The following is a 13,087-nucleotide window of genomic DNA, read 5'->3' as shown; positions in this document are numbered from 1 at the left end:
CTGACTGATTACAAGTTGTCGACCTGTACATCTGTCTGCAACTGGAACCGTTCGGGATCGAAGGTGGCGACCGAGATTTCCATCAGGAACCCACCGCGATCATAAATTTGCGCGACAATCCGCAGTGCTGGCGCGCCGGGTTCAAGGTCAATAACCTTTGCAATCGCTGCGGGGCAAGCGATGGCTTGCGCTGCTTGGCTGACCCGCCCTACGACAAGATCGAACCGCTCTTCGATGATGCGGAAAACGGATGGCTCTCGCTCTTTCAAAATATGCTCTATCGCGGCGTAGCGGGCTGGGACGTAGACTTGTGTGCTGTTGAACGGCGTGCTCTGGTTTGGCAAGGTGCGGGTGCCACTGATTTCAAGCCAGTGATCGGTTTCGCTGTGATATCCTTGCAGCTCCGAAATGGCATTGGTCGCGACCGTGCGTGTGCCTGACAACATCAAGTCGGTATCGCGCCCGAGGCTCAGCAATTCATGCAAACCTGTCGTGCTCATGTTGAACTGTGCTTTGGGCTGGTCAGCGATCACGGTCGTGCCTGCGCGTTTCTTGCGCTGCAAGATGCCGACCCGTTCAAGCTCGGAAAAGGCCAGCCGAAGCGTCGAGCGGCTGACGCCAAGGTCTGCGGCATATTCAGCCTCGGGGGGCAACTTTTCACCCACGGGCAGCTTACCCGTCTGGATTTGCGTCAGGATATCATCCGCCAACTTTTGATGCAGCGCCGTCATTGCAGCGTCCTTGGTAGCCAGAGTGCGAGATCGGGAAAGACCGCCAGCAGCATTGCAAAGAACAGCAGGATGCCAAAGAACGGCAACGCCGCGACCGCAATTTTCCCGATGCTTTCGCCAGTTTGGGATTGGATTACGAACAGGTTGAACCCGATGGGCGGTGTGATCTGACTGATCTCGACCGCTACGACCACGAAGATGCCGAACCAGATGGGATCGAAGCCTGCTGCCGTGATCAGGGGCAGCGTAATCGGGAGGGTCATGACGATGATGGATGTGCCGTCCAGAAACATGCCGAGCAGTGCATAGAAAACCAAAAGTACCGCGACCAGCGCCATTGGTGATAAGCCGAACCCGGCGATTTGCGCGGCGATGGCCTTGGGGATGCCAAGGAAGCCGAAGGCGGAATTGAGGAGTGCGGCCCCGACCACGATCAGGCCAATCATTGCTGATGTGCGCACCGCGCGCCGTCCTGCGGACAGCATTGAAGCTATGCTGAACCGGCCCATCATCACGGATATCAGCACCGCGCCCAAAACGCCGAGTGCCGCCAATTCGCTGACGCTCGCAAAGCCCAAGTAAAGGGCGGCCATGATTGTGACGATCAGCGCGGCGATTGGTCCGATATCGCGCAGGCCACGCCAAAGTTCGGCCCGTGTGGCGGGTTCGGCCATGGGTTGCGTGCCGGTCAGACTTTGGTGGGCCGCGATATAGACCATATAAAGCGCGGCCAATGTCAGCCCCGGAATGACACCAGCGATGAAAAGCTCGACAATGGATTGTTCAGCCACCACACCGTAGATGATCATGATGATCGACGGTGGGATGAGAAAGCCCAAAGTACCTGCACCCGCCAATGATCCCATCGCTAGCTGGCGGTCATAGCCGCGTGCTTTCAGTTCCGGCAGGCTGACGTTGCCCACGATGGCGGTGGTTGCTGCTGATGAACCTGACACGGCAGCAAATAGGGTTGAACCGGCGACATTGACGTGCAGCAAGCCCCCCGGTAAGCGGCGGACCCAAGGGGATAGGCCCGAAAACAAGGATCGGCCAAGGCCGGCGCTGACCAGAACTTCGCTCATCAGGATAAACAGCGGGAGGGACAAAAGCGGTGTTGGGATCAGCGATCCCCAAATCACCCCGCCAGAAAAGACATCCATGGGTATGTTGGGCTTGAAGATCGCCAACAGCAGGTAGCCTGTGGCGAACAGCGACAAGCCGATCCAGACGGACCCGGCCAGAAGGGCGACGAACAAAAGACTGGCGACGATTGCGATTTCAAACATCGACATGTTCCTTGTCAGCATTGCGCCATTCATAGGTCTCATCGCGGGCGCGTCGGATCATGCGGGCCAAAAGGTCCAGCCAAAGTTGCGCACCGCCCCAAAGCACAAGCGCCTGCGGTATCCACAAGGGCGTCTTGGACACGGAGGTCGCCAAAATATTGCGGTCGTAAGACCCGGACGTTTTCACCCACATCGCCCAGACAATCGCGGCAACGATCAAAAGGGCCACGCCGTTGGCCAGCACGTCCAGCCATTTGGTCATGCGCGCAGGCATCAGTTCGGTGACCAGCGTGATGCGCACATGCACCGCCGTGCGGATCGCCGGACCCGAGGCCAGCGCGAAGATCGCCGCCATGGCATAGGTGGAATATTCCCATGTGAACGAAAAACTTTGCGCTTGCGCACGGGCGACGACCTCGGTCAGCATCAAGATGCAGTAGCCGAAAATCAGCAACACGGCGCTAAGCTCCGCAAAGCGCGACAGGCGGTCTATGAGGTTTAATAAAACGGTCATGATCTAGGTTGAGCGGGACAGGGGCGGATAGCGCTCCGCCCCTGCCACAACTAGCTTATTTTCCAGCTTTTTCTGCGTAAGCTTCGACAACTTCCTGCGCATCGGGCACGTTTTCAAAGAAGTCTGCCCACATAGCCTGACCCGCTTCGGCCATCTTCGCGGTCAAGCTGGCGTCGGCTGTAGAAACCGTCATGCCGTTGTCCACCAGAACCGCTGTCTTTGTCTCATCCTCGGCGGCTGAGGCCGCCCAGAACTCTGCTTCCATGCTGTCGGCAAGGCCTTGGATCGTTTCGCGTTCTGCGTCGCTGAGGGCGTTCCACGCATCTAGGTTCACTGTCACCGCATCGGGCGACATGGACCAGTTGAGAGGATTGAAATGGTCGGTGAACTGATAAAGTTTCGAATTGGCGCCGGTGGACGTTGATGTTGCAGCGCCATCTACAGTGCCCGCCGCGACGGCTGGTGCAAGTTCTTCAAACGGTAATTCAACTGGTGCCGCGCCCATCTTTTCAAGGAATGTGAAAGAGGTTGCATTGAACGCGCGGATGCGTTGGCCTGACATGTCATCGGCACTGACAATCGCGTTCTTGGTGTAAACGCCGGGCGAAGGCCAGGGCACATAATACAGAACCTTTTGATTGCGACGCTCAAAAATCTCATCATAGGTGGGGCCCGCGACTTCAAGCCATATCGTCATCTCGTCTTGACCTTGGATCAGATACGGCAGGGTGTCGACGCCCAAAAACGGTTCTTCGCCCGCTTGCAGGAACAGCAGCATATCCGCCATTTGTACGATGCCGGTTTCGACCGCTGCAAGCTTTTCGGTGATTTTTACCCCAGTTTCGCCGGACAGGTGCACGGTGATATCAACCGAGCCGTCAGTTGCTTCACGCACCGCGTCTGCGAAGGCCATCGCGCTTTCGGCGTGAAAGTTGTTCGCGCCCCAAGCGGTGGACAGATCCCATTTGGTTTCTGCCATCGCAGCAGAGCCAACCAAGGTCAGCGCGGTCGTCATGCCGAGGATTTTTCTCATCATTGTCATTGTCGTTATCTCCAGTTGGTGAAGTTTTATTGATTGCCTTTGTACAGCTTTCGGGCGGCGTCGTTTGATACCAGCCCGTCGGATACATCCTGTTGCAGGGTGTCTCTGTCACGCTTTGCGGGGTCGCCGAAGCCTCCTCCGCCGGGTGTTTGCAGGATCACGCGTTCCCCTGCCGGAATTTTATACATGCCCTTGTCGGTCACTTGCGTCCCGTCGCTGATCGCGACTTTGCCGTTTGCACCGCGCAGGCCACCTTGGCGTCCTTCGGGGCCGCTGGTCAGCCGTTCGAAAGCGGCCGCCGACATGAACATATCCTCGCCAATCCGCGAGCCGATCTCGATCCGTTGCCCGAGCCCACCGCGATGACGCCCGGCACCGCCGCTGTCGCGGATGAATTCTTTGGCGTGATAAATCACGGGCGCGGCGACCTCTGCCGCTTCGACCGGCACGGAGCCCACACCAGATGGGAAAGCCGTTGTCGAAAGCCCGTCAGTCCCGGGCCGTGCGCCCATGCCGCCAAGGGCGACATTCAGCGATGAAAACGGCGTCTTGCCCGCGCCAGACAGCGACAAGGTCCAAAGGGCACCGGCACTTTCGGCGAGGACATCCCCGGGAAGTGCCTGTTCAAGACAGCCCAGCATCAGATCAGGCAGCGCTTGGCCGATGACGTGGCGGGCGGAGACGGGACTTGGCCGTTCGGCACTGACCACAAGACCTGGGTCTGCGGTGATTGTGATCGCGGAAAGCGAGGCGTGGTTGTTGGGGATGTCCGGCGTCAGTAGCGCGCGAATGCCGAAGGATGCATAGGCGGCGCTGTAGTTCAGCGGGCAGTTGATCCCACGGGCGACCGCCGGGCTGGACCCGGACAGGTCCACCGCGATGGTGCCATCGGCAATGGTCATGCGCGCCTTCAGCGTGATTGGGGCGTCGTAGCCGTCAAGTTGCATCATGCTGACGTAGATACCCTCGGGCGCGCGCGCGAGGGCCTGTTTCGTCCCCGATGCCGAGCTTTCAAAGATAAAGTCGGCAATCGCGACAAGGTCGGGCAAGGCGTACTCGCCCATCAGATTAAGCAAGCGTGCAACGCCTGTATCATTGCACGATAGCAGCGACAGAATATCGCCGCGCGCTTCATGGGGGACGCGGGAATTGGCGGTGACGATTGCCAGCAGGTCTTCGTTCAGCTCCGTGCCTCGGCGCAGATGCAGAACCGGGAAGGTCACACCTTCTTCATAGACAGACGCGCCCTCTGCCGACCAGCCGCGCCCACCGATATCAACGATGTGACTGGTCGAGGCGAGGTAGCCGATGATCTGACCATTCAAGAATGCCGGGGTCACAACTACGAAATCAAAGACATGGCCTGCGCCCAGCCAAGGATCGTTAGTCACCAATGCATCGCCGGGCTTGAGCGTTTCGGCAGGCACTCGCTCCAGCATCGCGCGCACGGAAGCCGCCATCGTATTCACATGCCCCGGTGTTCCGGTGACGGCTTGGGCCAGCATGACGCCGTTGGCGTCAAAAACACCGGCAGACAGATCGCCCGCCTCACGCACGATCGCCCCAAAGGCCGCGCGCATCAGCGCATTGGCCTGTTCTTCGCAGACAGAAATCAGGCGGTTCCAAAGCACGTTGCGCGCGACGATATCAAGAGTATCGGTCATGCAGCACCCCGTTCCAGAATAAGGTGGCCCTCGCCCGAGGTCTGCACAGACCAGCCGGGGCGCACCAGCGTTGTCGTCTGATCTTCGGTGATCACGGTGGGGCCTTGCATGACCTGCGGCGCAAGGTCGGTGCGCTCTCGCACCTGGTAGGTGATCTGCGATTGGGCTGCCAAGTCGAACACTTGTCGTTCTTGCGACGCATCCGCCTTGGCGGCAGGAGTAAAGGCGTGCCGGTCCAGCTTGCGCGTCTCGCGCGCTGTGACGCTGACAGAGACCAGATCGAGGGGGATGTCTTTCAGCGTGAAACCCACCAGCGACTTGTAGCGCTTTATGAATTCAGCCTCGATCCGCGCCACGTCAATCTTGAAGCCATCATCGGCCGGATATTCCAGAACAATGTCCAAGCCTTGCCCCTGATAGCGCATTTCGATCTTGGCGGTCGTGGTCACGCGGTCGGCGGGTACGGCCTCTTCCACGATGGCGCGCACATGGGCGACTTGCTCTGACACACGGTGCGTCAAGGCTGTGGCGTCTATGGTGTGCAATGGTTCCATCACGGATATGGCGCTTTCAAATGCAACGGGTGAGCGTAGGAAGCCAACAGCCGACCCGACCCCTGCATTTTGGGGTACGATAATGCGTGAGATGCCCAGTTTTTCCGCGATCCGCGCGGCGTGCAGCGCGCCGCCACCGCCGGTAACCAGCAGATCAAACGCCGTGATATCAAGACCCAACTCGACGCCGTGGACGCGGGCTGCATTGGCCATTGTCTCGTCAGCAATTTCGATGATGCCCGCCGCCGCTGTTTCAACATCCGCAAGGCCCATCTGCGTCTGCACATGCTTGCTGATGGCCGCAGGCGCTTTGTCAGGTGCCAGTGAAATCATACCGCCGGCGAAGCCTTCGGCGGCAATGTTGCCGACGCTCAAATGCGCGTCGGTGATTGTCGCTGCGGTGCCGCCACGTCCATATGCTGCAGGGCCGGGGTCGGAGCCGGCGCTGTGCGGACCGATCTTGAGTCGCCCCAGCGTGTCGACCGCAGCGATTGAACCACCGCCTGCACCGATTTCGACCAGTTCGACCGTGGGGACGCGAACCGGCAGGCCGCTGCCTTTGACGTCGCGCCACGCGCGAGCGACTTCGAACCGGCGCGTGGTCTGCGGATTGCCTTCACGGATGAAACAAATCTTGGCCGTTGTGCCACCGATATCCAGCGACAGCGTGCATTTGGACCCGACCTCATGTGCCACATGAGCAGCGAGGGCGACACCGCCCGCTGGCCCGCTTTCCACCAGCCGAATGGGAAACCGCATTGCCTGTTCAAGGGTTGTCAGGCCGCCGCCGGACAGCATCATCAGGAACGATCCATCAAAGCCCAACCTGTTCAACTCGGCCTTCAGCGCGCCAAGATAGCGCTGCATCAGCGGGCGCACATAGGCATTGGCGCAGACAGTTGAAAAGCGTTCGTATTCGCGGATTTCGCAAGCGACGTCAGCGCTTTGGCAGATCGTTACGTCCTCGCCGAGTGTCTGGCGCAGACGGTTGGCCACATAGATTTCATGGGCGGGGTTCCGGTAGGCGTGCAGAAAACCGATGGCGACGGCCTCGACCTTTTTGGCCTTGATATGCGCGGCAAGCGCGTCAATCTCTTCGTCTTGCGGGGCTTTGAGAACTGAACCGTCAGCCAGAATACGTTCTTCCAGCCCAAGCCGCAGGGGGCGGGCAACAAGCGAGGTCGGCATTTCGATGTCGAGGTCATATTGCGCAAACCGCTTTTCGTAGCGCATGTCCAGTACATCGCGAAACCCGGCGGTGGTGACAAAGGCCGTTTTGGCACCGCGACGTTCAATCAACGCATTGGTCGCGAGGGTCGTTCCGTGGATCACGGCAGAGATATCGGCGTATGACTTGCCAAGTTTCGACAACAACCGGTCCATCCCATCAAGAGCACCTTGATCGGGGGCATACGAGGTCGTCAGCACTTTGACAGAGGACAGACCGGCCTCAGTCTCTGCGACGACGTCTGTGAAAGTGCCCCCAATATCTATCGAGAATCTCAACATCCGCAATTAAGTACGTACTTATTGAATAATGTCAACATATTGCCACGGTTTCCCTGCTCTAGGGTCAAGAGCGCACGGTCTCATCTGCGTTGGGAAACGTCAGAGCCCGCTTTGTGATAGGCCGTTGATGCCAGCCTGATTGAGGCCGAGACAAACAAGACTCTGCGCCAAAGGACGAATGGGACCCGGCGCGGGTCGATGTGGACGCAGACCCCGGGCTGATCGCGTGTATCGCGGCACATCGAACGAGGCGGCCTTTGGTGCTGCCAGTGAAGGGGAGGATCTGGCGCTTCAGTGCCAGCCAGACCAGATTGTCGGATGACCCGTAGGCGATGTCAGCGGCGATCCAATCAGGCTTCACGCCAAACCGGTCTTCGGTGCGGTCGAGCATCATTCGCATCGCCCCCACCTCTGCGGTCTTGTTCGACCGACTGGCGTCCACATCCATGATGATGCCGTGCTCGGTGTCGATGAGGTAGTTGTCGGAATAGGCAAAGAACGCAGGGCCCTTGCGCGCTGCTGTCCGTTGGCTGGCAGGGTCGGCATGCACGGTGAACTTGGGCATGGCCGTTGTGGCCGCGCCAAAAGACTCATCATCCAACGTGTTGAGATACTCGCGCACTGCGCGGGGCGCATCATTCGGATCAATCTCGCGGGCCGCCCAGTCCTTAGGATTGCTCGAGTTCTGCTTCTGAACAACGGCACAGATCAAACTGGCGTCGACCGCGAAGCCCTGACCACCAACCAAGCCTTCCTTCATGCAGCGAGCAAGCGTCGTCTCGAATACATGGCGCAGCAGATCGCTTTCGCGGAATCGACCATGACGGTTCTTGGAAAAGGTCGAGTGATCCGGGACGCGGTCCATCAAATTGAGGCGGCAATGCCTTGAGAGATGCCTTCGCGACGGCAAAGCTCCGCGATACTGTCTTCGCCACGCAGCCCATCCAGCACAATCCGGATCTTCTCTTCAGACGAATAATGCTTACGCGTTGCACGCTTGATGTCTTTGACGATCTTCTCGCCAGGGCTCTTCGTTGTCTTTCTCATCGTCCACTCCTCGGTGGTTACGATGAGCAACAAACACTCTCTTAGCAAATGACGCTATTTGGACCCATAGGCGCTGACGTCAGACAGTACGGGCTCTAAAGATTTACGAAAAACACACCCAGGCCAACGCAATCGATTTCGTCGATCACATTATCGAAAAGTTCCCTTTCCGCATCCGTGAGATACGTACAGTTAACGGCCATGCGTTACGGGCGAAGTTCCATTGGCACATCGAAGATCTGGGGATCCGCCATGCCTATATTAAACGCGGCACGCCACAGCTTAACAGCAAAGTGGAACGATCGCACCGCTATGACGGGCAGGAGTTCTACCAACTGCTTAGCTACAAAGGCGATGTCGATCTGGAAGCCAAACTGGACGAGTGGGAGCGCTTCTACAACTTCCACAGACCGCCTGGCGCACACAAAGGGAAGACGCCTTACGAAGCACTCAGAGAAAAGCTAGAATCAAGAAATCTGATGTCTCGCGAGCAACCCCACCTCGAAAAGCGAGATGGCCTTCGATCCGACAGCGGGCCCAACATTATTTGCGACATCATTGACGCCAATGTTCATTGCCATGTATCCGCCGATCATCGCGGCTGCGACTAGCAGTGTTCCGTCGATGCCACCATCAGTCCGGACGATGGTGAACAGCATGATGTCAACGACAAAGAGCAAAGCGGTCCCAAAACGAACCAGCTCATCGCGGTTTCGCTGGGCAGCATTTTCGATTTTCTCGGTTTTCGACGTAGCACGGTCCCACTGGTCGGTGCCAACATTCATGAACCGACCATCACCGAACAACAGAAAGGCTCTATGAGCCATGTCAATGACAGCACATATGCGCATGGGTATGTTTCGAAATTACAACATCTAGCAGGGAATGCGCCCAGTGGCGGGAAAAACGGATCAGATAGGATCAGCTGAGTATCGCCAGCCCATGTCAGGACCAAGAGTCTGGGTGACTCTTCAGGCAGGTTCGCCAGAATGACGCGTTATTATCTTCCGATCGTCATCGTTGCGTTGCTGTTGGCCTTCTGGTTCAGTTCTGACGCGCAGGAAATCGCGGCCGGCGTAGCGATCTTTCTTTTTGGCATGCTGATGCTGGAGGATGGGTTCAAGCTATTTAGTGGCGGCGCTTTGGAACGGATATTAGAGCGGGCGACAGGCTCGACACGCCGTGCGATCTTTTTTGGGATAATTTCCACCACTTTTTTGCAATCGAGTTCGCTGGTCTCAGTCATTACCATCTCATTTCTGAGCGCCGGACTGATCTCGCTAATTGGCGGCGTGGGGATCATTTTTGGTGCGAATATCGGAACGACGACAGGGGCATGGTTGGTCGCAGGGCTTGGACTAAAGATCAACATTGCAGCCTACGCCATGCCGATGATCGCACTCAGCATCATTCTGGTGTTCCAGAAGTCAAAGCAACTGCGGGGCATCGGCTATGCATTGGCAGGGCTTGGTTTTCTGTTTCTCGGTATCCACCACATGAAAGAAGGGTTCGACGCCTTCAAGGACCAGATTGACCTGACGCGCTTTGCGCTCACGGGATTGCTAGGTCTATTCGTCTATTCCCTGATCGGGACCACCGCGACCGTTATCATGCAGTCGAGCCATGCCACCATGGTCCTGATCCTTACTGCATTGGCCGCCGGTCAGATCAGCTATGAGAACGCGTTGGCGTTGGCCATCGGCGCGAACATCGGCACAACGATTACCGCAATCATCAGCGCGTTTGGTGCGAATTTTCAGGGCAAGCGATTGGCGCTGGCACATCTCATTTTCAACATGGCTACAGCGACTGTTGCGCTCGTCTTTATCGCACCGCTGCGGGATTCAGTTGACTGGATCAGTGATGCCGTGGGGATCGCCCCGGGCGACTACGCAATGAAGCTCGCGGTGTTCCATACGATCTTCAACGTTCTCGGCGTGGCGCTGATGCTGCCGTTCCTGACCCGGCTCATCACTTTCCTTGAGCGCCGGATCATAGAACCTGTTCCAGATGTCAGTCGCCCACGTTACCTGAATGAGTCGGTCGATGAATTCCCGCAAACCCTTGAGGTCGCGCTGCGCAAGGAGGTGCTTCATCTCTACGAGAATGCGATCGAACTGATCCTTCACGGGCTCAATCTGCACCGCGATCAGGTATTTTCAACAAACGATGTTGCAGCCTTGGTTCGGAAAAGCCGTAGTCCTTTCGAACTTGATATAGATGTGGGTTATGAACGTCATGTGAAGACGCTCTATGCGGCCATCGTGGAATTTGTAACACGTGCTGGGGACAAGCGGCTTGATCCAGAGATCGCGGACCGTGTTTATGCCATGCGCGATGTTGCAAGCGGCATTGTGCAAGCGGTTAAATCAGTCAAGCACCTGCGCAAGAATATCTTGCGCTACTCGGTCCGACCCCAAGGTGTCGTGACGGAGCTCTATGACGGTTTGCGCACCGAAATCGCCCGGATCGTGATAGAGATCCGTAAACTTGGTATGGCCGCGCCTGATGATCGCAGTGCGCTTGGGCTAGATCAGGAGCGCGCCCGGATCGAAGAGGACGCGCGCTCGACATCCAAACGCATTGACACGCTCATCCGCAATGGAGAACTGAGCGCGGTCGCCGCGACATCCTTTATGAATGATTCCGGATACGCCTACGACGCCATGCGCGACCTGATCAAAGTTGCGCGCAGCTACTATATTGAACGCGACAGCGCGATGGCTGAAGTGGAAAGCCTGCTGTCGCTCGACGAGGAAGAACTCGACGAAGCGATGGTTGAACTACGGAACCGGGCAGGCTCTCATGTGTCCGAGAAGACTGTTACGAGACAGTCATGAAACACGTCCAGAGTGATGCCGCCAAGACAGGATTGGAGTAGCGAAGATGGGTCTGAAAAAGCTTGCTACGAAAGTGAAGGACTACAACGCGCGTCTCAATAGTGGAAAGGCAAGCAAGATCAAGCCTAGCCATGTAGAGGCGGTCTTGCAGAAGTTGCGTGCGAAGTCGTCAGAACTGGAAGTTGAAATTGCCGCTGCGACATCAGCGGATAAAAAGGCTCGGCTTGAGGGGAAGCTTGGAATCGCGAAGACCCATATCCAGCGCGCGGAATGGTTGCTAGAGGAGTTGACCTAAGCGGCCCGAAAGCTGCGCGCCAAGGTTTTCAACCAGAAACGATCGCAGTAAGCTGTCCCCAGCGCAATGGCATATCTAAAAAGTCACCAAGTGCTGTCATCTGACTTTGAGCGATTGTCGCCTCTCTGTCCTTGGCGGCATTTTTTCAAGGCGTTCTGGCCCCTTGGATTGAAGACTACCGCATATCGCCGCAGCGGACTTTGGTTCAAGCTGCAGCGAATGACTACTCTGAGCCCATCACTACCTAAATGCAGCTTAGTCATGAACATCAACTAATGCCGCCGTCGAGTTAGCTCCCGATAGAGCGCAGGTGGCGATACGCCGATCTGATCTGCCACATTGATCCACTCACCCTTAGGCGGCGCGCCGTTCAGATCAAGCCAGGCATCCAACCTGTCTGAAACCCGCCGCAGGCGCAGTATTTCAATCCGCGCGCTGCGCTTGAACAGCCTTAGCATGCATTTCTACCAGACTCATTGAGGCATCGGGCCACTGGCGTAGAGCGGCTACAAATTTGGCTCGCGACAAAACCGCGACATAAGCATCAGAACGCGCAACTGCATCGCAGTGGTACGTTTCTGCGAACAGCGAGGCTTCGGCTAACGCTGCACCTGGACCCGCGACTTGCAAGGTCAAAAGCCCACCATCCTTGAGCGGGCGTTCCAGCGCAACGGAACCTGCGCTGATCAGAAACATCGACCGAACCGGATCGCCCTGTCGAAACAGGACATCCCCCTTTGCAAAATCCCTCACCAGGGCATCCTCGAATATCTGCATCTACTCCGACATGATAGAAATCATACGGGGAATTCCTGTCATGCGATAGGGTCGTGCAAAATAGAAAGGACAAAACATGCGGCTTGGTATCGGTATCGCTGTTCTCGCGGTGGTCAGCACAGGGGCTATCGCGGTTGCTCAAATGGATCATTCGGGACATGGCAGTGACATGGATCGCGACTTGCACGGCCAAATGGCTGCGACAGATGCGAGCGTGTTGCGAGAGCCGGGGCAAGGGGCCTTTGCCGCGCTGTCCGAAGTCGTGCGGGTTCTGGAGGCTGACCCCGAGACGGACTGGTCACGTGTCGATCTTGCCGGTCTGAGGTTACATCTGGTCGATATGGACAGGCTCGACACGCATGCTGTTGTGTCGGACGAAGAGCTGCCCAACGGTATCGTGGCAACGGCCACGGGTGATGCCGAAACTGTCGCCACGTTGCGGCGGATGGTTCCGGCGCACGCTGCACACCTCGCGCGCGATGATCGCTGGGCAGTGACGGCGTCCGAAACGGCTGAGAGCGTGGTGTTGCAAGTGACGAGCGAAGATCCGGCTGTCGTTGCCCGCATTCATGGCCTGGGTTTTTTCGGTCTGATGGCAAGTCAGGATCACCACAGGGCGCATCACCTGATGATGGCGCGGGGCGAGGAAGCCCACCGGCACTGATCCTTCGCGACTTGATGTAGCTACCTGATTACCTGCAATTCAACATGTACCCCATTTAGACCAATTTCTATGGTACTGATCCGCGCCATTTTGATCGTGTTTGTGACGTTGTCCGCATCGTTCTCCGGGGCGTTGGATGCTGGACATTTGACGACAACCGAACA

General features: G+C 57.3%; 11 protein-coding genes and 4 pseudogenes. 5 read left to right on the top strand and 10 right to left on the bottom strand.

The window, feature by feature from the left end; genetic code table 11:
* Positions 1-8: 8 nt before the first annotated feature.
* Genes C8N45_RS16190 through C8N45_RS16165 form a run of 6 tightly spaced genes read right to left on the bottom strand, consistent with a single transcriptional unit; the run spans position 9 to position 7,300 of the window.
* Positions 9-731: a GntR family transcriptional regulator gene (locus tag C8N45_RS16190; protein WP_108387307.1), complete on the bottom strand. Its 723-nt coding sequence runs from the start codon at positions 729-731 to the stop codon at positions 9-11.
* Positions 728-2,017, bottom strand: a complete 1,290-nt coding sequence (locus C8N45_RS16185) for a TRAP transporter large permease (RefSeq protein ID WP_108387306.1) — start codon at positions 2,015-2,017, stop codon at positions 728-730. Before C8N45_RS16185 ends, C8N45_RS16190 begins: the two co-directional genes overlap by 4 nt.
* Positions 2,010-2,531 carry a TRAP transporter small permease subunit gene (locus C8N45_RS16180; RefSeq protein WP_108387305.1) on the bottom strand — a complete coding sequence of 174 codons (522 nt, stop codon included), beginning with the start codon at positions 2,529-2,531 and terminating at the stop codon, positions 2,010-2,012. Before C8N45_RS16180 ends, C8N45_RS16185 begins: the two co-directional genes overlap by 8 nt.
* A 55-nt stretch (positions 2,532-2,586) precedes the next feature.
* Complete coding sequence (locus tag C8N45_RS16175) at positions 2,587-3,567, bottom strand: TRAP transporter substrate-binding protein (RefSeq protein ID WP_168769502.1); 981 nt, start codon at positions 3,565-3,567, stop codon at positions 2,587-2,589.
* Positions 3,568-3,599: 32 nt separating this feature from the next.
* Positions 3,600-5,237, bottom strand: coding sequence for a hydantoinase B/oxoprolinase family protein (locus C8N45_RS16170; protein WP_108387303.1), 1,638 nt, complete (start codon positions 5,235-5,237; stop codon positions 3,600-3,602).
* Positions 5,234-7,300 carry a hydantoinase/oxoprolinase family protein gene (locus C8N45_RS16165; protein WP_108387302.1) on the bottom strand — a complete coding sequence of 689 codons (2,067 nt, stop codon included), beginning with the start codon at positions 7,298-7,300 and terminating at the stop codon, positions 5,234-5,236. The genes C8N45_RS16170 and C8N45_RS16165 overlap by 4 nt, the downstream gene beginning before the upstream one ends.
* A 120-nt stretch (positions 7,301-7,420) precedes the next feature.
* Between C8N45_RS16165 and C8N45_RS24145 the strand changes: the two are divergent.
* A pseudogene (locus C8N45_RS24145) lies at positions 7,421-7,571 on the top strand (IS5/IS1182 family transposase); the annotation flags it as partial.
* 428 nt (positions 7,572-7,999) lie between these two features.
* Here C8N45_RS24145 and C8N45_RS24235 read toward each other — a convergent pair.
* Both C8N45_RS24235 and C8N45_RS16155 read right to left on the bottom strand, forming a co-directional pair.
* Positions 8,000-8,180, bottom strand: a pseudogene (locus tag C8N45_RS24235) (transposase); the annotation flags it as partial.
* A pseudogene (locus tag C8N45_RS16155) lies at positions 8,180-8,347 on the bottom strand (transposase); the annotation flags it as partial. The pseudogenes C8N45_RS16155 and C8N45_RS24235, both read right to left, overlap by 1 nt.
* A gap of 86 nt (positions 8,348-8,433) precedes the next feature.
* On the opposite strand from C8N45_RS16155, the pseudogene C8N45_RS16150 reads away from it, so the two are divergent.
* A pseudogene (locus C8N45_RS16150) lies at positions 8,434-8,811 on the top strand (integrase core domain-containing protein); the annotation flags it as partial.
* A gap of 3 nt (positions 8,812-8,814) precedes the next feature.
* On the opposite strand, the gene C8N45_RS16145 reads toward C8N45_RS16150, so the two are convergent.
* Positions 8,815-9,174, bottom strand: a complete 360-nt coding sequence (locus C8N45_RS16145) for a hypothetical protein (RefSeq protein ID WP_181868952.1) — start codon at positions 9,172-9,174, stop codon at positions 8,815-8,817.
* Positions 9,175-9,336: 162 nt separating this feature from the next.
* Here C8N45_RS16145 and C8N45_RS16140 point away from each other — a divergent pair, with 162 nt between their 5' ends.
* Entirely contained in the window at positions 9,337-11,187 is a 1,851-nt protein-coding gene (locus C8N45_RS16140) for a Na/Pi cotransporter family protein (RefSeq protein ID WP_108387301.1), read from the top strand.
* Between the two features lie 46 nt (positions 11,188-11,233).
* Entirely contained in the window at positions 11,234-11,482 is a 249-nt protein-coding gene (locus C8N45_RS16135; protein ID WP_108387300.1) for a hypothetical protein, read from the top strand.
* A gap of 423 nt (positions 11,483-11,905) precedes the next feature.
* Here C8N45_RS16135 and C8N45_RS16130 read toward each other — a convergent pair whose 3' ends face one another.
* Positions 11,906-12,259 carry a Crp/Fnr family transcriptional regulator gene (locus C8N45_RS16130; RefSeq protein ID WP_108387299.1) on the bottom strand — a complete coding sequence of 118 codons (354 nt, stop codon included), beginning with the start codon at positions 12,257-12,259 and terminating at the stop codon, positions 11,906-11,908.
* A 76-nt stretch (positions 12,260-12,335) separates the two neighbouring features.
* Here C8N45_RS16130 and C8N45_RS16125 point away from each other — a divergent pair, with 76 nt between their 5' ends.
* Positions 12,336-12,923, top strand: coding sequence for a hypothetical protein (locus C8N45_RS16125; protein WP_108387298.1), 588 nt, complete (start codon positions 12,336-12,338; stop codon positions 12,921-12,923).
* Positions 12,924-13,087: the final 164 nt, after the last annotated feature.

It is taken from the genome of Yoonia sediminilitoris, from assembly GCF_003058085.1.
GTDB classification, from domain to species: Bacteria; Pseudomonadota; Alphaproteobacteria; order Rhodobacterales; family Rhodobacteraceae; genus Yoonia; species Yoonia sediminilitoris.
The sequence above is the reverse complement of the archived record's forward strand: the minus strand, read 5'-3'. Positions and strand labels throughout refer to the sequence as shown.